Source organism: Pseudomonas sp. Ors-4-3C, assembly GCF_055755035.1.
Genome location: NZ_CM146900.1, coordinates 1,244,898 through 1,263,956 on the forward strand (window position 1 = coordinate 1,244,898; position 19,059 = coordinate 1,263,956).

At 61.3% G+C, this 19,059-nt stretch carries 13 protein-coding genes; 7 read left to right on the forward strand and 6 right to left on the reverse strand.

The annotated features are described in order from the left end of the window. Window positions 1–111: 111 nt before the first annotated feature. On the forward strand, window positions 112–2,499 hold the full coding sequence (locus ACVHNU_RS05810) for a sensor domain-containing diguanylate cyclase (RefSeq protein ID WP_226500313.1): 2,388 nt from the start codon (window positions 112–114) through the stop codon (window positions 2,497–2,499). Window positions 2,500–2,650: 151 nt separating this feature from the next. Here the strand turns inward: ACVHNU_RS05810 and dacB are convergent, their stop codons facing one another. Beyond that, window positions 2,651–4,111 carry a D-alanyl-D-alanine carboxypeptidase/D-alanyl-D-alanine endopeptidase gene (gene dacB, locus ACVHNU_RS05815; RefSeq protein WP_473019188.1) on the reverse strand — a complete coding sequence of 487 codons (1,461 nt, stop codon included), beginning with the start codon at window positions 4,109–4,111 and terminating at the stop codon, window positions 2,651–2,653. 42 nt (window positions 4,112–4,153) lie between these two features. Here dacB and ACVHNU_RS05820 point away from each other — a divergent pair, with 42 nt between their 5' ends. Both ACVHNU_RS05820 and ACVHNU_RS05825 read left to right on the forward strand, forming a co-directional pair. Then, entirely contained in the window at window positions 4,154–4,303 is a 150-nt protein-coding gene (locus ACVHNU_RS05820) for a hypothetical protein (protein ID WP_157160358.1), read from the forward strand. Between the two features lie 43 nt (window positions 4,304–4,346). Continuing rightward, on the forward strand, window positions 4,347–4,691 hold the full coding sequence (locus ACVHNU_RS05825; protein ID WP_003223308.1) for a YggL family protein: 345 nt from the start codon (window positions 4,347–4,349) through the stop codon (window positions 4,689–4,691). A 37-nt stretch (window positions 4,692–4,728) separates the two neighbouring features. On the opposite strand, the gene ACVHNU_RS05830 is transcribed toward ACVHNU_RS05825, so the two are convergent. Continuing rightward, window positions 4,729–5,925: a benzoate/H(+) symporter BenE family transporter gene (locus ACVHNU_RS05830; protein WP_103519959.1), complete on the reverse strand. Its 1,197-nt coding sequence runs from the start codon at window positions 5,923–5,925 to the stop codon at window positions 4,729–4,731. A gap of 359 nt (window positions 5,926–6,284) precedes the next feature. Here ACVHNU_RS05830 and ACVHNU_RS05835 point away from each other — a divergent pair, with 359 nt between their 5' ends. After that, window positions 6,285–7,049, forward strand: a complete 765-nt coding sequence (locus ACVHNU_RS05835; RefSeq protein WP_007961054.1) for a GntR family transcriptional regulator — start codon at window positions 6,285–6,287, stop codon at window positions 7,047–7,049. A gap of 183 nt (window positions 7,050–7,232) precedes the next feature. On the opposite strand, the gene guaD is transcribed toward ACVHNU_RS05835, so the two are convergent. The 4 genes from guaD to xdhA form a co-directional block, all read right to left on the reverse strand. Beyond that, complete coding sequence (guaD, locus tag ACVHNU_RS05840) at window positions 7,233–8,537, reverse strand: guanine deaminase (protein ID WP_201138280.1); 1,305 nt, start codon at window positions 8,535–8,537, stop codon at window positions 7,233–7,235. 13 nt (window positions 8,538–8,550) lie between these two features. After that, a complete protein-coding gene (xdhC, locus tag ACVHNU_RS05845; protein ID WP_003223314.1) occupies window positions 8,551–9,408 on the reverse strand; it encodes a xanthine dehydrogenase accessory protein XdhC in 858 nt (285 codons plus the stop codon). Window positions 9,409–9,555: 147 nt separating this feature from the next. Then, complete coding sequence (gene xdhB, locus ACVHNU_RS05850; RefSeq protein ID WP_262143109.1) at window positions 9,556–11,955, reverse strand: xanthine dehydrogenase molybdopterin binding subunit; 2,400 nt, start codon at window positions 11,953–11,955, stop codon at window positions 9,556–9,558. Beyond that, complete coding sequence (gene xdhA, locus ACVHNU_RS05855; RefSeq protein WP_473019190.1) at window positions 11,948–13,402, reverse strand: xanthine dehydrogenase small subunit; 1,455 nt, start codon at window positions 13,400–13,402, stop codon at window positions 11,948–11,950. Before xdhA ends, xdhB begins: the two co-directional genes overlap by 8 nt. 267 nt (window positions 13,403–13,669) lie before the next feature. Here xdhA and ACVHNU_RS05860 point away from each other — a divergent pair, with 267 nt between their 5' ends. The 3 genes from ACVHNU_RS05860 (at window position 13,670) to zipA (ending at window position 18,943) form a co-directional block, all read left to right on the forward strand. Further along, window positions 13,670–14,329: a GntR family transcriptional regulator gene (locus tag ACVHNU_RS05860; protein ID WP_045122360.1), complete on the forward strand. Its 660-nt coding sequence runs from the start codon at window positions 13,670–13,672 to the stop codon at window positions 14,327–14,329. Window positions 14,330–14,331: 2 nt separating this feature from the next. Then, on the forward strand, window positions 14,332–17,820 hold the full coding sequence (gene smc / locus ACVHNU_RS05865; RefSeq protein ID WP_473019191.1) for a chromosome segregation protein SMC: 3,489 nt from the start codon (window positions 14,332–14,334) through the stop codon (window positions 17,818–17,820). A 259-nt stretch (window positions 17,821–18,079) separates the two neighbouring features. Next, window positions 18,080–18,943, forward strand: a complete 864-nt coding sequence (zipA, locus tag ACVHNU_RS05870) for a cell division protein ZipA (RefSeq protein ID WP_103484605.1) — start codon at window positions 18,080–18,082, stop codon at window positions 18,941–18,943. The last annotated feature ends 116 nt before the right edge of the window (window positions 18,944–19,059 follow it).

Here is a 19,059-nt window from a genome sequence, read left to right on the forward strand (position 1 = left end):
AAAAGGCTCTTGGATCCGATCAGAGCTAGCCAAATTAATGGCTAATAGCTATAACTCAACTCATGGCCAATGGGGTTTTTCCCTGAAACAGTGGCGTCGTGAGTTGCCCCTATGTCGTTGCACCCCGTGCGCCCAAAGATACTGGGTTTTATCAGCGAAGAAGTCTCGGCCTGGCTGGTCGCGCTGCTGGTATTGCTCGCCGGCGGGATTCTCACGGGGCTGCTCGCCTGGGCCACCCTCACTCAGTTTCATCATCAACTGCATCAACGCTTTCAGCTGCTGGCCAATGAGCGTTACAGCCGCATCGAAGAACGTTTCCAGGATCAGGAGCAGCGCCTCGACGGCCTGCGCCGCTTCTTCGCCAACTCCGATTCGGTCTCACGCAGCGAATTCGATGGCTATGCCAAACCTCTTTTATTACGCACCCAGGCCTATTCCTATGCGCCGCGGGTCAGTCGTGCCCAGCGCCCGGCGGTTGAGCAAGCGGTGCGCAACGAAGGTTTCAGCACCTTTACCTTTCGTGAACTGACCGCTGACGACCAGCTCCAGGCAGCCGGTGATCGCCCCGAATATGTGCCGGTGATCTACACCCAGAGTCAGAGCCACTTGCCTACGCCACTGGGTTACGACCTGCTGGCGCAACCCCTGCGCCGGGCGACACTGGAGCGCGCCGACCGTACCGGGCACATGGTGGTGTCCCAGCCGTTGCATCTGGTGGGCGTTGATCCGGCGTATGCCCGGGGCGTATTGCTGGTGGCGCCAGTCACTCGCGAAGGGGCACCGAAAAGTCCGCCGGAAGGCTATGTAATGGCGGTGATCAGCATGCAGCAGTTGCTGGCCGACGGGTTGCCCGAAGACAACCAGGATTTCCTCAGCGTACGCATTCTCGACCTGTCCACCGACGATCAGCATGAAGTGCTTTACGAGTCGGCCAACAAGGCGGGGGCCAGTGATCTGTCGGCCACGCAGTTGTTGCGCATGGCCGACCATGACTATCAGGTGGACATACAGCCCAGCGAAGCCTTTCTGCAGGCCAACCATTCGTCAATCAGCAGCCTGGTGGTGCTGGGCGCGCTGCTGAGTGTGTTGCTTAGCGCATTGCTCTATGTGTTGGTGAGCCAGCGTCAACGCGCCTTACGCATGGTCGAACTGCGCACCCAGGAACTGCACGCCCGGGAGCAGGAATTGCGCGGCACCCACGGCCAGTTGCGCGGCGTGCTGAATGCCGCGACGCAGGTGGCGATCATTGCCACCGACCTGCGCGGGGTGATCAACACCTTCAACCCTGGCGCCGAACAGATGCTCGGCTACAGCAGCGCTGACGTGGTCGGGCATATGACGCTGGAAAACCTGCATCTGCCGCGAGAGCTGGCCGCGCGTTCGGCGGAGTTGAGTGCGCGTTACGGCAAGAGCATTCCGACCTGCCACGCGATGCTGGTCGAGGGTGGCGAAGTCGGCGGTCATGAGGCGCGCGAGTGGACGCTGGTACGCAGCGACGGCAGCCATCTGCCGGTGAACATGCTTGCCACCCCGGTGCTCGATGAGCAAGGACTGTGGGTCGGTCATCTGGCGATCTGCATCGACATCACCGAGCGCAAGCGTGTGCACGAAGCACTGGCGGCGCGCGATGTACTGCTGAAAAAACTCAGCGCCCACGTGCCCGGCGGCATCTATCAATTCAAGATGGAATTCGACGGGCGCTTCAGCGTGATCTACGCCAGCGACGGCATCCGCGAGATCTACGAGCTGGAGCCGGACGTGCTGCTGCTCAATGCCGAGGCGATTTTCACCCGTATCCATCCGCAGGACATCACCCGCGTGCGCACCTCGATCCGCGCCTCGGCGGACAATCTCAGCCCGTGGCGCGAGGAGTACCGCGTGCAGTTGCCCGAGCGCGGCCTGCGCTGGGTGCGCGGCGAGGCGACGCCGGAAGAACTGCCGGGCGGCGGCGTGCTGTGGCACGGCTACATCTCGGACATTTCCGATCTGAAGCGGGTCGAAGAGGAACTGCGGGCGCTGTCGGTCACTGACTCACTGACCGGCATTCACAACCGCCGCTACTTCCAGGAACGCCTGACCACCGAGATGGCCCGGGTCGAACGTGGCGGCGGCGAGCTGTCGGTGATCATGCTCGACATCGACCACTTCAAGCGCATCAACGACCAGTACGGCCATGCCGTGGGCGACCGGGTGCTGCAGGCGGTGTGCGAACGCATCGCTCATCGCTTGCGCCGAACCGATGTGTTCTGCCGCCTGGGCGGTGAAGAGTTCATGGTGTTGTGCCCGGACATCGACGGCGAGCACGCGTACATCCTCGCCATGGAGCTATGGCAAGGCCTGCGCAGTGCGCCGGTGGATGTGGTCGGGGTGGTGACGGCCAGTTTCGGCATCGCCAGCTGGCGCCCGGGGGAGGGTGCGGATGCGCTGCTACTGCGGGCGGATTCGGGGGTGTATGCGGCGAAGCAGGGCGGGCGCGACCGGGTCGAGCAGATGAGCTGAGCCGTTACGCCAATCCCCTGTGGAACCCTGTTTTGTGGCGAGGGAGCTTGCTCCCGCTGGGCAGCGAAGCTGCCCCAAAAATCTTGTGAGCGCTGCGCACTCAAGCGGGAGCAAGCTCCCTCGCCACAAAGGAACGGCTTTTACTTGGTGCTTACAGCGCCGAAGCCGTCTGCGGCAGGCGCGGCTGCTTGTACAGATCCAGCAGCACCTGATCTAGCACCGACGACGCGCCGAACGGGGCCTTGTCGTTGAGGATCGCCACCACCGCCCAGGTGTTGCCGTTGACGTCGCGGCTGAAGCCGGCAATTGCCCGTACGGTGTTCAGGGTACCGGTCTTGACGTGGGCTTCGCCGCGCATCGCGGTGGTCTTCAGGCGTTTGCGCATGGTGCCGTCCATGCCGGCAATCGGCAGCGAGCTGATGTACTCGGCGGCGTACGGGCTATGCCAGGCGGCTTGCAGCATGTTGGCCATCTCGCGGGCGCTGACGCGTTCGGCGCGCGACAGCCCGGAACCGTTCTCCATCACCAGGTGCGGCGCGGTGATGCCTTTCTTCGCCAGCCACTGGCGAACCACGCGTTGCGCAGCCTTGGCGTCATCACCGTCGGCTTCGTTGCGGTACTTCTGACCGAGGCTCAGGAACAGCTGCTGCGCCATGGTGTTGTTACTGTATTTGTTGATGTCGCGGATGATTTCCGCCAGATCCGGCGAGTACGCGCGGGCCAGCAGCTTGGCGCTGCTCGGGGTCGCGGCGAGGCGATCCTTGCCCTGGATGCTGCCGCCCAGTTCTTTCCAGATCGCGCGCACGGCACCGGCGGTGTAGGTCGCGTGGTCGAGCAGCGACAGGTAGGTCTGCGAGCTGCAGCCCTCGCCCAATTGACCGGCGACGGTCACGGTCACGCTGCCGTCCGCCTGGGTCACCGGGTTGTAGCGCACGCCACCGGTGCACTGCTTGGAGTTGAGCGCCTTGACCGTGTTTTCGATGCGCACACTGGCAATCGGCGGCTCCACCGAGATCAGCACCCGGCCACTGTCATTTCGTGCAACGAAGCGCAGGGCCTTGAGGTTGACCAGCAGCGAGTCCGGTTTGACCAGGAACGGTTTGTTCTCGTCGTTGCCGTCGTCGTTGAATTCGGGCAGTTGTGGCTGGATGAAAAAGCTGCGGTCGAGGATCAGGTCGCCGGTGACCTGGGTCACGCCGTTGGCACGCAGGTCGCGCATCAGCAGCCAGAGTTTTTCCATGTTCAGCTTCGGATCGCCGCCACCCTTGAGGTACAGGTTGCCATTGAGGATGCCGCCGCTCAGGTCGCCGTCGGTGTAGAACTCGGTTTTCCACTGATGGTTGGGGCCAAGCATTTCCAGCGAAGCGTAGGTGGTGACCAGTTTCATGGTCGAGGCCGGGTTGACCGAGACGTCGGCGTTGTACACGGTCGGATTGCCCGGGCCGTCGAGCGGGATCATCACCAGCGACAGCGCGGTTGGCTGCAGTTTGCTGGCCTTGAGGGCTTTTTCGACGTTGGGGGTGAGGGCGGTATTGATGGTGGTCGCGGCAACCGGCAGGGCCAGGGGCAGGAGAAGGCCGGCGAGAAAGAGAGGACGCAACGATTTGATCATATGAAATAGAACCCTGCAGAAGAGGGGGAAAATAACGAAGGCATGAATGAAAAAGCCCTCAGTGGTCATGAAAGTGTCGGCATTATGCCCCAAGGTGTAACAGCTTGTGCCTTGCCCGAGGCGGCCATTTCGTTATTTTTTTTACAGGCGGTCGGCCGCCGCGCCCAGAGAGTCGGGCAATTGACCGCTTAAGCTGGTAAAGTGCCGGCCGTTATTACTTAAGAGGATTGTTCCAATGGCGACTAACCGTTCCCAGCGTCTGCGCAAAAAACTGTGCGTTGATGAATTCCAAGAGCTGGGTTTCGAACTGAACCTGGACTTCAAAGAAGACTTGTCCGAAGAAGCCATTGACGCTTTCCTCGAAGCATTCATCAAAGAAGCCATGGAAGCCAACGGTCTGGGTTATGTTGGCGGCGATGACTTCGGTCTGGTTTGCCTGCAGAAGCGTGGCTCGGTCAACGAAGAGCAGCGCGCTGCCGTTGAAGCCTGGCTGAAAAACCGTAGCGAACTGACCGGCATGACCGTCAGCCCGCTGCTGGACGTCTGGTATCCGGAAAAGCCGATCAACGCGGCTAAGTGATACTGAAAAAAACGGCGACCTGAGGGTCGCCGTTTTTTTATGCCTGGGTTTTGCGCCAGTTGAGGATCAGCAAGGTCAGTACCCCCGCGACAATCCCCCAGAACGCCGAGCCGATGGAAAACAGCGTCAGCCCCGACGCCGTGACCATGAAGGTGATCAGCGCCGCCTCGCGTTCCTTGACCTCGGTCATGGCGATGCTCAGGCCATTGATGATCGAGCCGAACAGCGCCAGCGCGGCAATCGACAGCACCAGTTCTTTCGGCAGCGCGGCAAACAGCGCCGCCAACGTAGCGCCGAACACCCCGGCGATCCCGTAAAAAATCCCGCACCACACCGCGGCGGTGTAGCGCTTGTTGCGATCTTCATGGGCGTGCGGCCCGGTGCAGATCGCCGCGCTGATTGCCGCGAGGTTGATGCCGTGGGAGCCGAATGGCGCCAGTAGCAGCGAGGCGATGCCGGTGGTGGTGATCAGCGGTGAGGCCGGCACGTTGTAGCCGTCGGCCCGCAGCACGGCGATGCCGGGCATGTTCTGCGAGGTCATCGCCACCACGAACAACGGTATGCCGATGCTGATGGTCGCGGCCAGCGAGAAGTGTGGAGTGGTCCACACCGGCGTCGCCACTTCCAGATGGAAACCGCTGAAATCCAGCAGCCCCATGAAACCTGACAGCGCAGTGCCGATCAGCAGCGCAGCCAGTACCGCGTAACGCGGCGACAGGCGTTTGACCACCAAATAGGTGAAGAACATCCCCAACACCAACCCGGTGCGGTGCTGCGCGGCGACGAAGATTTCGCTGCCGATCTTGAACAGAATCCCCGCCAGCAGCGCCGCTGCCAGCGACGCCGGGATCTTTTTCACCAGGCGTTCGAAGCTGCCGGTCAGGCCGCAAATCGTCACCAGCACCGCGCAGGTGATGTAGGCGCCGATGGCCTCGCCATAGGTGACGCCGCCCAGGCTGGTGATCAACAAGGCTGCACCCGGTGTCGACCAGGCAATGGTGATCGGTGTGCGATAGCGCAACGACAGGCCAATCGAGCACACCGCCATGCCGATCGAGATCGCCCAGATCCACGAGGAAATCTGCGCGCTGCTCAAACCCGCCGCTTGCCCGGCCTGGAACATCAGCACCAGCGAACTGGTGTAGCCGGTCATCATCGCGATGAAACCGGCGACGATCGCTGAGGGCGAAGTGTCGGCGAAGGGGCGCAGGCGAGTGTAGGCGGTGTCGTTCATGACGGCGGTGTTCCTTATACAGATGGAGATGTCCGTAGCAACGCTGAACCCAGTGGGAGCGGGCTTGCTCGCGAAAGCGGTGGGTCATTCAAGGCAGATGTCGCCTGACACGCCGCCTTCGCGAGCAAGCCCGCTCCCACAGGGGGATTTTTGTTCTGGCAGCGGATTCTGCGATCAAGCCTAAACTCAATCGTAACGGATCGTTGCAATACAGCCGTGGTCACAAACAGCCATACAGTCGTGTTGCCACCATCCATTGTGTACAATCGCGCTGTTTTTTACGCGATACTTGCCAGCGACCTACTGTGCCGTATTACAGTCACGGTCTATTCGCCGCAGTTCTCCCGACTCGAGTGCCCATGAACGAACAGTTGCAACCCCTCAAGAAACAACCGCGAGCAGGCAAAGCCGGCCGCAGCGGAACCCAGGACGATATTGTCTACGCGCATATCTTCGAGGCCATTCTCGAACAGCGTCTGGCGCCCGGCACAAAATTGAGCGAAGAAGCGCTGGGGGAAATCTTCGGGGTCAGCCGCACCATCATTCGCCGCGCGCTGTCGCGTCTGGCCCATGAAGGCGTGGTGCTGTTGCGGCCGAACCGTGGCGCGGTCGTCGCCAGCCCGAGCGTTGAAGAAGCGCGTCAGGTGTTCATGGCCCGCCGTCTGGTGGAGCGCGCGATTACCGAACTGGCCGTGCAGCACGCCACTGCCGAGCAGATCGCCGAATTGCGCCAGATGGTCAACGACGAACGCGATAGTTTTTCCCGTGGCGATCGCGGTGCCGGTATTCGTCTGTCGGGCGAATTCCACCTGAAACTGGCCGAGGCGGCGAAAAACGCGCCACTGATCAGCTTCCAGCGCAGCCTGGTCTCGCAGACCTCGCTGATCATCGCCCAGTATGAAAGCGGCAATCGCTCGCATTGCTCCTACGACGAGCACACCCAGTTGATCGACGCCATCGAAGCGCGCAACGGTGAGCTGGCGGTGGACCTGATGATGCATCACATGGACCACATCGACAGCAAGCTCAACCTCGATGAGGAAAGTGCGTCGGATGATTTGCATGCGGTGTTCTCGCATTTGTTGCAGACCAAGAAGCCTGGGCGCCCTGCGGCGAAACTCTGACTGATACCGAGTCGCGGCCTTCGCGAGCAAGCCCGCTCCCACATTGGATCTTCAGTGAATATAAAATTTGGCATCGACTGAGATCCTCTGTGGGAGCGGGCTTGCTCGCGAATACGGTCTGACAGGCAACAAAAATCCCCCGGGGCTAACACCGCCGGGGGATTTTTTATGCCTCGGGAAAACTCAGCGCTGATGCACCAAAGCCCCTGCCGCATAAGTCTGCTGCACCGTGCGGTCATCGCCCAGCGTCATCAGCACGAACAACGTCTCGGCAATGTTGTTGGCCTGTTTCAGGCGATAGCTGAGCAGTGGCGTGGCGTTGTAATCCAGCACCAGGAAGTCCGCATCAGAACCCGGCTGCAGGTTGCCGATCTTGTCTTCCAGGCGCAGTGCCCGCGCACCGCCCAGGGTCGCCAGGTACAGCGACTTGAACGGGCTCAACCGCGCGCCCTGCAGCTGCATGACTTTGTAGGCTTCGTTCAGCGTTTGCAGCAGCGAGAAACTGGTGCCGCCGCCGACGTCAGTGCCGAGGCCGACGTTGAGCTTGTGCTTCTCGGCCATTGGCAAGTTGAACAGGCCGCTGCCGAGGAAGAAGTTCGAGGTCGGGCAGAACGAGATTGCCGAGCCGGTTTCCGCCAGACGCGCACATTCGTCGTCGCACAGGTGTACGCCGTGAGCGAACACCGAGCGTTCGCCGAGCAGTTGGTAGTGATCGTAAACGTCCAGATAGCCCTTGCGCTCCGGGAACAGCTCCTTGACCCACTCGATTTCCTTGAGGTTTTCGCTGATGTGGGTCTGCATGTACAGATCCGGGTATTCGGTCAGGAGTTGGCCGGCGAGGGTCAGTTGTTCCGGGGTGCTGGTCGGGGCGAAGCGCGGGGTGACCGCGTAGTGCAGGCGGCCCTTGCCGTGCCAGCGTTCGATCAGCGCCTTGCTCTCGACGTAGCTCGATTCGGCGGTGTCGGTCAGGTAGTCCGGGGCGTTGCGGTCCATCATCACCTTGCCGGCGATCATCCGCAGATCAAGTTTCTCGGCGGCCTCGAAGAACGAATTCACCGACTGCGGGTGCACGCTGCCGAACACCAGTGCGGTAGTGGTGCCGTTGCGCAGCAGTTCCTTGATGAAAATGTCCGCGACTTCATCGGCGTGAGCCTTGTCACCGAACTGGCTTTCGCAGGGGAAGGTGTAGGTGTTGAGCCAGTCCAGCAGTTGCTCGCCGTAGGCGCCGACCATGCCGGTTTGCGGCAGGTGGATGTGGGTGTCGATGAAGCCCGGGGTGATCAGCGCGTCCTGATAGTGGGTGATCTCGATGTCCGCCGGCAGGGTCGGCAGCAGGTCGCTGGCGTGGCCGAGGGCGCTGATCTTGCCGCCATCGACCACCAGCAGGCCGTCCTCGAAATATTCGTAGGAGGCTTCGATCCCGACTTCGGCGGGGTCGGCGATGCTGTGCAGGATGGCGGCGCGGTAGGCTTTGCGAGTCAGAGGCATGAGGGTTCTCTAATCAGTTTGAGGCTTTGAGTTTGGCGGCCTGACTGCGCCGGGAAACGGGCAGCAGTTTGGCAATCGGTTCGGCGCTGGCGGTGTGCTGGCCGAAATTGGCGTTATAGGTGGCGATGATTTCGCCGGCGATGGAGATGGCGATTTCCACAGGCAGTTTGCCTTTGACTTCGCCGATGCCCATCGGGCAGCGCATGCGTTGCACGACGCCGCTGTCGAAACCGCGATCACGCAGGCGATGTTCGAACTTGGCCCGTTTGGTCTTCGAGCCGATCAGGCCGAAGTAGGCGAAGTCGTTGCGCTTGAGGATCGCGGCGGTGAGTTCCAGGTCCAGCTGATGGTTGTGGGTCATGACGATGCAGTAGCTGCCGACGGGCAGGTCATCGATTTCATCCACAGGCTCTTCGGCGACGATTTTACGCACGCCGTGGGGGATCTGTTCGGGGAATTCCTCTTCCCGCGAGTCGATCCAGCGCACCCGGCACGGCAGGCTGGCGAGCAACGGCACCAACGCGCGGCCGACATGCCCGGCGCCGAATACGGCGATTTGCGCCTGCACCTGGCCCATAGGTTCGAACAGCAACACGGTGGCGCCGCCGCAGCACTGGCCGAGGCTGGCGCCGAGGCTGAAGCGCTCCAGATGAGTGTCCTGCTTACCGCTGGCGAGCATCTCGCGGGCGATCTGCATGGCTTTGTATTCCAGATGCCCGCCACCGATGGTGTCGAAGGTCTGTCTGGCGCTGACGACCATTTTCGAGCCGGCGTTGCGCGGGGTCGAGCCGAGTTCTTCGATGATCGTCACCAGAACACAGGGTTCGCCCTGGTTCTGCAGGTCGGCGAGGGCGTCGATCCAGTTGTACATAGTTCACCCCTACAACATCGTTGTCTGTTCGGGCCTATTCGCGAGCAAGCTCGCTCCCACATTTTTGATCTCTGTCTTCCACAAAATCTGTGCCCACTGAAGATCTACTGTGGGAGCGAGCTTGCTCGCGAAGGCCGCACCTCGGTCCTAGAGCGGAGCCAGCTCGGTTTCAGCTTCGACCGCTTTCACAGTCTTGAGCTGACGCATCTGCTCACACCCCCACAACACCCGCTCCGGGGTCGCCGGCGCGTCGATCTTTGGCTGATGCTTATAGTCACCGAGGCTCGCCACCGCATCCTTGATCGCGCACCACGCGGCAATCCCGAGCATGAACGGCGGCTCACCCACAGCCTTGGAATGGAACACCGTGTCCTCCGGGTTCTTGCGGTTCTCGACCAGCTTCACCCGCAGGTCCAGCGGCATGTCGGCCACGGCCGGGATCTTGTAGCTGGCCGGGCCGTTGGTCATCAGCTTGCCCTTGTTGTTCCAGACCAGCTCTTCCATGGTCAGCCAGCCCATGCCCTGGACGAAGCCGCCCTCGACCTGACCGATGTCGATCGCCGGGTTCAGCGAGGCGCCGACGTCGTGGAGGATGTCGGTACGGAGCATCTTGTACTCGCCGGTCAGGGTGTCGACGATCACTTCGCAGCACGCCGCGCCGAAGGCGAAGTAGTAGAACGGCCGACCACGGGCCTGGCTGCGGTCGTAGTAGATTTTCGGGGTCTTGTAGAAGCCGGTGCTCGACAGCGAAACCTGATTGAAATACGCCAGCTGGATCAACGCTTCGAAGGTCATGATGTGGTCACGCACGCGCACATGGCCGTTGTGGAATTCCACATCTTCTTCGCTGACCTTGTAGTGCCGCGCAGCGAACTCCACCAGACGCTGCTTGATGATCTCGGCGGCGTTCTGCGCAGCCTTGCCGTTGAGGTCGGCACCGCTGGAAGCCGCAGTCGGCGAGGTATTTGGCACTTTGTCGGTGTTGGTCGCGGTGATCTGCACCCGATCCATTTCCACCTGGAACACTTCGGCCACCACCTGTGCGACCTTGGTGTTCAGGCCCTGGCCCATTTCCGTGCCGCCGTGGTTCAAGTGGATGCTGCCGTCGGTGTAGACGTGGATCAGCGCGCCGGCCTGGTTGAGGAAGCTGGCGGTGAAGGAAATACCGAATTTCACCGGGGTCAGCGCCAGACCTTTTTTCAGGATCGGGCTGTTGGCGTTGTAGCGGCGGATCGCTTCGCGGCGCTCGGCGTACTGGCTGCTTTCTTCCAGTTCGGCGGTCATCTCTTCGAGCATGTTGTGCTCGACGGTCTGGTAGTAGTGGGTGACGTTGCGCTCGGTCTTGCCGTAGTAGTTGGCCTTGCGCACCGCCAGCGGATCGAGGTTGAGGTGACGGGCAATCGCGTCCATCACTTCTTCGATCGCAACCATGCCCTGCGGGCCGCCGAAACCACGGTAAGCGGTGTTCGACGCGGTGTTGGTCTTGCAGCGGTGACCGTTGATGGTCGCGTCACCGAGGTAGTACGAGTTGTCCGAGTGGAACATCGCCCGGTCAACGATCGACGCCGACAGGTCTGGCGAACAGCCGCAGTTGCCGGCCAGGTCCATGGCGATGCCGTGCAGGCGCCCGCTGCTGTCGAAACCGACGTCATACTCGACATAGAACGGGTGGCGCTTGCCGGTCATCAGCATGTCTTCGACCCGTGGCAGACGCATCTTGGTCGGCTGGCCGGTGAGGTGCGCGATCACCGCACACAGGCACGCCGGGCTGGCGGCCTGGGTTTCCTTGCCGCCGAAACCACCGCCCATGCGGCGCATGTCGACGACGATCTTGTTCATCGACACGTCGAGCACTTCGGCCACCAGTTTCTGCACTTCGGTGGGGTTCTGCGTCGAGCAGTAGACGATCATGCCGCCGTCTTCGGTGGGCATCACCGAGGAGATCTGGGTTTCCAGATAAAAGTGTTCCTGGCCGCCGATGTGCAGCGTGCCTTGAATACGGTGTTCGGCGGTGGCCAATGCCGACGCCGAATCGCCACGCTGGTGAGTGTGGCTGTCGAGCACGAAGTGGCGTTTGCGCAAGGCTTCGACCACGTCCAGCACCGGCTCGAGATCTTCGTACTCGATGATCGCCGCCATTGCCGCTTTGCGCGCGGTTTCCAGGTCTTTCGCGGCCACGGCCAGCACTGGCTGACCGACGAATTGCACGTCATCAATCGCCAGCAGCGGATCGCCCGGCAGCAGCGGGCCGATGTCTTTCAGGCCCGGCACGTCTTCGTGGGTGATCGCAATGCGTACGCCTTCGAAGGCGTAGCAGGGCTTGGTGTCGATGCTGATGATTTTCGCGTGGGCGCGGTCCGACAGCCGTGCGTAAACGTGCAGCTGATTGGGAAATTCCAGACGATCATCGATGTACTGCGCTTCACCGGACACATGCTTGGCGGCGCTGTCGTGCTTGACGCTGCGGCCGACACCGGTGGTCAGGTCCTTGGCGAACAGTTCCGCCAATTCGGCTTGGGTCTTCTCTACGGCGTGATGGTTAGACATAAGCGGTCACCCGAGTCTCGATGTGCGGTGTTTGCAGTTCGATGAAGTATTTGCGCAGCAGGTTCTGTGCGCTGAGCAGGCGGTATTCCTTGCTGGCGCGGAAGTCCGAGAGCGGCGTGAAGTCTTCGGCCAATGCGTCGCAGGCGCGTTCGATCACGGCGTTGTTGAACGGCTGACCGAGCAGCACGGCTTCGCAATGGGCGGCGCGTTTCGGGATCGCGGCCATGCCGCCGAATGCCATGCGCGCGTCGGTGATCACGCCGTTATCCACGCGCAGGTTGAACGCGGCGCAGACGGCGGAGATGTCATCGTCCAGACGCTTGGAGACTTTGTAGGCGCGGAAGCGCTGTTCGGCGGTGGCACGCGGGACGATGATCTTCTCGATGAACTCGCTTTCCTGGCGGGCGGTGACCTTGTAGTCGATGAAGTAATCTTCCAGGTTCAGCGTGCGCCGGGTTTCACCTTTACACAGCACCACCTGCGCGCCGAGGGCGATCAGCAGCGGTGGCGAGTCACCGATTGGCGAGGCGTTGCCGATGTTGCCGCCGAGGGTGCCCTGGTTGCGGATCTGCAGCGAAGCGAAACGGTGCAGCAGCTCGCCGAAGTCCGGATACTCGGCATTGAGTGCTTCGTAGCAGTCGGAGAGGGCGGTGGCAGCGCCGATTTCGATGCGGTCTTCGAAGGTTTCGATGCGCTTCATTTCGGCGACGTTGCCGACGTAGATCATCACCGGCAGGGTGCGGTGGAACTGAGTGACTTCCAGTGCCAGATCGGTGCCGCCGGCCAGCAGCCGGGCTTGTGGGTAAGCGTCGTAGAGGTCGGCCAGATCGGCGACGGTCAGCGGCACCAGGCAGCGCTTGTCGCCACTGTTGAGTTCACCGATATCGGTCGGGGCGATGGCTTTGAGGCGGGCGATGGTCTCGGCTTCGCGGGCATCGAACTGGTCCGGTTGCTTGCCACAGCAGGATTGCTCGGCGGCGGCGAGGATCGGCCGATACCCGGTGCAGCGGCAGAGGTTGCCGGCCAGCGCTTCGTGCGCCTTGGCCTGATCCGGTGCATCGCTGTTCTTTTGCAGGGCAAACAGCGACATGACGAAACCGGGAGTGCAGAAGCCGCACTGCGAGCCGTGGCACTCGACCATGGCTTTCTGCACGCTGTGCAGTTCGCCCTGGTGTTTGAGGTCTTCGACGCTGATCAGTTGTTTGCCGTGCAGCGACGAAACAAAGGTCAGGCACGAGTTGAGGCTGCGATAGCGAATGTGTTCGCGGCCGGCGTCATCCGTTTGCAACTCGCCGACCACCACGGTGCAGGCGCCACAGTCGCCGCTGGCGCAGCCTTCTTTGGTGCCGGATTTGCCCACGTGTTCGCGCAGGTAATTGAGCACGGTCAGATTCGGGTCCAGGGCGTGCTCGCTACGGAGTTCCTGGTTAAGTAAAAACTGGATCACGGAAGGCCTCGCAGACTCATTATTGTTGTTAACCGACTTCAACCGAATTTAGCAGGTCTGACTTTTCGGTCAATGGTTTTCTGACTTAAAGGTCAGGAAAAGCGGTTTTGTCGATTAACGCGTGCTCTATTGAGTATTGACCCTGAGCGGATCCACTGCTTTTTTGCTTGAATCGTGCCAAAAAGCGCCGTGCGGGCACTCCGCCATGTACTTGCATTTGCGCTACACTGCGCCGCTTGTGCAGATCGAAGAGTTTGAAGGACAACCATGACGTTCAAGGCGCCGGACAGCCTCGCCGAGCAAATCGCTCACCACCTCGCCGAACGCATCATTCGCGGCGAAATGAAGCCGGGAGAGCGCATTCAGGAACAGAAGGTCACGCTGGCCCTCAATGTCAGCCGCGGATCGGTCCGCGAAGCCCTGCTGATCCTCGAGCGCCGCCATTTGATCGCGATCCTGCCGCGACGTGGCGCCCATGTCACCGAACTCACCGCGCACAAGGTGCAGAGCCTGTGCACGCTGATGAGCGAGCTGTACATCCTGCTCGGCAATGCGGTCGCCAATGGCTGGCAGACCCAGGCCGACATGGCGCCGTTCGTGCAGATCCAGCAGCGCCTGGGCGCCAGCTACGAGCGTCAGGACATCCGCACCTTCGTCGACGACAGCTTCGCCGTGATGCGCGCTGCGTACCCGTTTGCCAATAACCCGTACCTGCAAGAGACCGTCGAGAACCTGCAACCGGCCATGAGCCGTGCGTACTTCCTCGCCCTCGAACAGCGCAAGGCCGAAATGAGCGAGTTCCTCGAACTGTTCGAACGCCTGCTGGCCGCTGTGCTCGCCCGTGATTTGCCGCAGATCCGCATCGTGCTGACGGCTTACGCCCAGCGCAGCTGCGATCTGGTGGTTTCCGCCCTGACGGTTGCCTGAGCGTGCGGCTAAAGTGCATCAAACTGGCGGGGTTCAAGTCCTTCGTCGACCCGACCACGGTGAACTTCCCCAGTAACATGGCGGCGGTCGTCGGGCCGAACGGTTGCGGCAAGTCGAACATCATCGACGCCGTACGCTGGGTGATGGGCGAAAGTTCGGCGAAGAACCTGCGTGGCGAGTCGATGACCGACGTCATCTTCAACGGCTCGACCAGTCGTAAACCGGTGAGCCAGGCGAGCATCGAGCTGGTGTTCGACAACTCCGCCGGCACGCTGCTGGGCGAATACGCGGCTTACGCGGAGATTTCCATCCGTCGTAAGGTGACCCGCGACAGCCAGACGACTTATTACCTCAACGGCACCAAATGCCGTCGTCGCGACATTACCGATATCTTCCTCGGCACCGGTCTGGGCCCGCGCAGCTACTCGATCATCGAGCAGGGGATGATCTCCAAGCTGATCGAGTCCAAGCCTGAAGACTTGCGCAACTTCATCGAAGAAGCGGCGGGCATCTCCAAGTACAAGGAGCGCCGGCGCGAGACCGAAAACCGCATCCGCCGCACCCACGAAAACCTGGCGCGTCTGACCGACCTGCGCGAAGAGCTCGAACGCCAACTCGAACGCTTGCACCGTCAGGCCGAATCCGCCAGGAAGTATCAGGAATACAAGAGCGAAGAGCGTCAGCTCAAGGCGCAACTGTCGGCCCTGCGCTGGCAGGATCTGAACGATCAGGTCGGCCAGCGCGAGTCGATCATCGGCACGCAGGAAGTCAGTTTCGAAGCGCTGGTCGCCGAGCAGCGCAATGCCGATGCCGCCATCGAGCGCCTGCGCGACGGGCACCATGAACTGTCCGAGCGCTTCAATCTGGTGCAGGGGCGCTTCTATTCGGTCGGCGGCGATATTGCCCGGGTCGAGCAAAGCATCCAGCACGGCCAGCAGCGCTTGCGTCAGTTGCAGGACGATCTGAAAGAAGCCGAGCGCGCGCGCCTTGAAACCGAATCGCACCTGGGCCACGACCGCACGCTGCTGCTGACCCTTGGCGAAGAGCTGGACATGCTCACTCCCGAGCAGGAAGTCACCAGCGCCGCCGCCGAAGAAGCGGCTGCTGCGCTGGAAGAAGCCGAGCAGACCATGCACGGCTGGCAAGAGCAGTGGGACACCTTCAACCTGACCGCCGCCGAACCACGGCGTCAGGCCGAAGTGCAGCAGTCACGGATCCAGCAGCTGGAAACCAGCATGGAGCGTCTGGCCGATCGGCAAAAGCGTCTTGCTGAAGAGCGCGATCTGCTTTCCGCCGACCCGGAAGATGCCGCGATCATGGCGCTCAACGAGCAGCTCGCCGAATCCGAAGCGACTCTCGAAGATTTACAGACCAGCGAAGAAGCGCAGGTCGAAAAACTTGAACAGCTGCGTCAGGAACTGCAGCAGGCACTGACCGCGCAGCAACAGGCGCAGGGCGATTTGCAGCGCCTCAACGGGCGACTGGCCTCGCTGGAAGCCTTGCAGCAAGCCGCGCTCGATCCGGGCACCGGCACTGCCGAATGGCTGCGCGAACAGAATCTCGCCGAGCGCCCGCGTCTGGCCGAAGGGCTGAAGGTCGAGGCGGGTTGGGAGCTGGCAGTGGAAACCGTGCTCGGCGCCGATCTGCAAGCGGTGCTGGTGGACGACTTCAACGGCTTCGATCTGTCCGCGTTCACCCAAGGTGATCTGCGCCTGCTCAGTCCCGCCAGTGATGGTGTGCGCGTGGCGGGCAGTTTGCTGGACAAGGTCGAGGCGCAGATCGATCTGTCGCCGTGGCTCGGCCAGGTCAAACCGGTCGACAGCCTCGAACAGGCGTTGGCCCTGCGCGGCCAGTTGAGTGCCGGGCAGAGCCTGATCAGTCGCGACGGTTACTGGGTCGGCCGACACTTTCTTCGCGTGCGTCGAGCCAGTGAAGCCGAAAGCGGCATGCTCGCCCGTGGCCAGGAAATCGAGACGCTGCAGGCCGAGCGCGAAGAGCGCGAAGCTACGGTCGAAGCCATGGAAACCCGTTTGCAGACCCTGCGTGCGCAACAGCGGCAGCAGGAAAACGGCCGTGAGCATTTGCGTCGTTTGCTGCAGGACGAAGCCCGTTCCCAAGGTGAATTGAAAGCCCAGTTGTCCGCCGGTAAAGCCAAGGCCGAACAACTGATGCTGCGCCGCACGCGGCTTGACGAAGAGCTGATCGAACTCGGCGAGCAGCGCGAGCTGGAGCACGAACAAGTCGGCGAAGCGCGCATGCAATTGCAGGAAGCGCTCGACGCCATGGCGCTGGACACCGAGCAGCGCGAGTTGCTGCTGGCTCAGCGCGACAGCCTGCGCGAACGCCTCGATCGCGTGCGTCAGGAAGCCCGGCAACACAAGGATCACGCCCACCAACTGGCGGTCCGCCTCGGTTCGTTGCGCGCGCAACATGATTCCACGCGCCAGGCGCTGGAGCGGCTGGAAATGCAGGCTGAGCGCCTGACCGAAAAGCGTGAGCAGTTGAGCCTGAATCTCGAGGAGGGCGAGGCACCGCTGGAAGAGCTGCGCCTGAAACTCGAAGAACTGCTCGACAAACGCATGACCGTCGACGAAGAACTGAAGACCGCGCAGATCGCGCTGGAAGACGCCGACCGCGAACTGCGCGAAGCGGAAAAGCGCCGGACCCAGGCCGAGCAGCAATCGCAAATGATCCGTGGCCAGCTCGAACAGCAACGCATGGAATGGCAAGCGCTGACCGTGCGGCGCAAGGCGCTGCAGGATCAATTGCTCGAAGACGGCTACGATCTCAATGGCGTGCTCGCGACGTTGACGCCCGACGCCAGTGAACGCGCCGCCGAAGAAGAACTCGAACGGATCAATGCGCGGATTCAACGCTTGGGCGCGATCAACCTCGCGGCCATCGACGAATACACGCAACAGTCGGAACGTAAACGTTATCTGGATGCGCAGGACGCAGATCTGGTGGAAGCACTGGAGACCCTGGAAAACGTTATCCGCAAGATCGATAAGGAAACCCGTAATCGCTTCAAAGATACCTTTGATCAGATCAATGGCGGTTTACAGGCACTTTTCCCGAAAGTTTTCGGTGGCGGGCGCGCGTATTTGGAACTGACGGGCGAAGATCTACTCGATACAGGGGTAACGATCATGGCGCAGCCGCCAGGGAAGAAGAACAGCACCATCCATTTGCTCTCCGGCGGGGAAAAAGCCCTGACCGCGCTGGCACTGGTTTTTGCGATCTTCAAATTGAATCCGGCGCCGTTCTGCATGCTCGATGAAGTTGACGCGCCACTGGATGACGCTAACGTTGGACGCTACGCACGATTGGTTAAAGAGATGTCGCAGACCGTGCAGTTCATCTATATCACCCACAACAAGATCGCCATGGAAATGGCCGATCAACTGATGGGCGTGACGATGCACGAGCCGGGTTGTTCGCGACTGGTTGCAGTGGATGTCGAGGAGGCGATGGCGATGGTGGACGCCTGAGTCAGCGTGGTGTCGGAAGGGTATTGATGTTCTGTAGGACTTTTTTACCGACTTCGACTTGCTGGCCAATCGACATATTCGCGCAAGCCAATGTGACAGACGGTGTAAAGTTGTCTTTGGTCGTGCTAGTTTAATGTCAATTTTTCGTATACGTGGGCAAAACGCCTGTCAGAACATAGAGTTGGCGCCACGTTTTAAAGCGGTTTGCAAAATGTAAACCCCTTATTTTTCAGCATTTTTTATAGAGGCACGGGATTACATGGAAATCGGTCTGCGCGAGTGGCTGATCGTCATCGGCATCATTGTGATAGCCGGTATTCTTTTCGATGGCTGGCGCCGTATGCGCGGCGGCAAGGGAAAACTGAAATTCCGTCTTGACCGAAGTCTGTCCAACCTGCCGGACGAGGACACCAGCGCTGAGCTGTTGGGCCCGGCCCGCGTGCTGGATACGCATAAAGAACCGCAACTGGACGAACACGATCTGCCGTCGGTGAGCATGCCGGCCCGCGAAGCTCGCGAGCCTCGCGAATCCGGTTCGAAACGTGGCAAGCGCGGCAGCAACGGTCCGGCCCAGGGCGACCTGAACCTCGACCTGGACCTGGACGGCGGCCCGAGCTTCAGCAGTCGTGATGATGACTTCGTCGAAGACATCAAGCCGTCGCCAGCGGTGGTCGACAAGGATCAGCCGCAAGCCGAAGAAGTGCTGGTGATCAGCGTGATCTGCCGCGACGCCGCCGGCTTCAAAGGCCCGGCCCTGCTGCAGAACATTCTCGAAAGCGGTCTGCGTTTTGGCGAGATGGATATTTTCCACCGCCACGAAAGCATGGCCGGCAACGGTGAAGTGCTGTTCTCCATGGCCAATGCGGTCAAGCCGGGCATCTTCGATCTGGACGACATCGACCATTTCAGCACCCCGGCGGTAAGCTTCTTCCTCGGCCTGCCAGGCCCGCGTCATCCGAAGCAGGCTTTCGACGTGATGGTCGCGGCAGCGCGCAAGCTGTCGCAGGAACTGAACGGCGAGCTGAAAGATGACCAGCGCAGCGTACTGACCGCGCAGACCATCGAGCACTACCGTCAGCGCATCGTCGAATTCGAACGCCGCGCCCTGACCCAGAAGCGCTAAGGCCAGAGCGCAGTTGTGGCGAGGGAGCTTGCTCCCGCTCGGTGGCGAAGCCGCCGTAAATCCTGCAACCTGGTTGTGCCTGATGCAACACGGTGGATGGTATTGGGGCTGCTTCG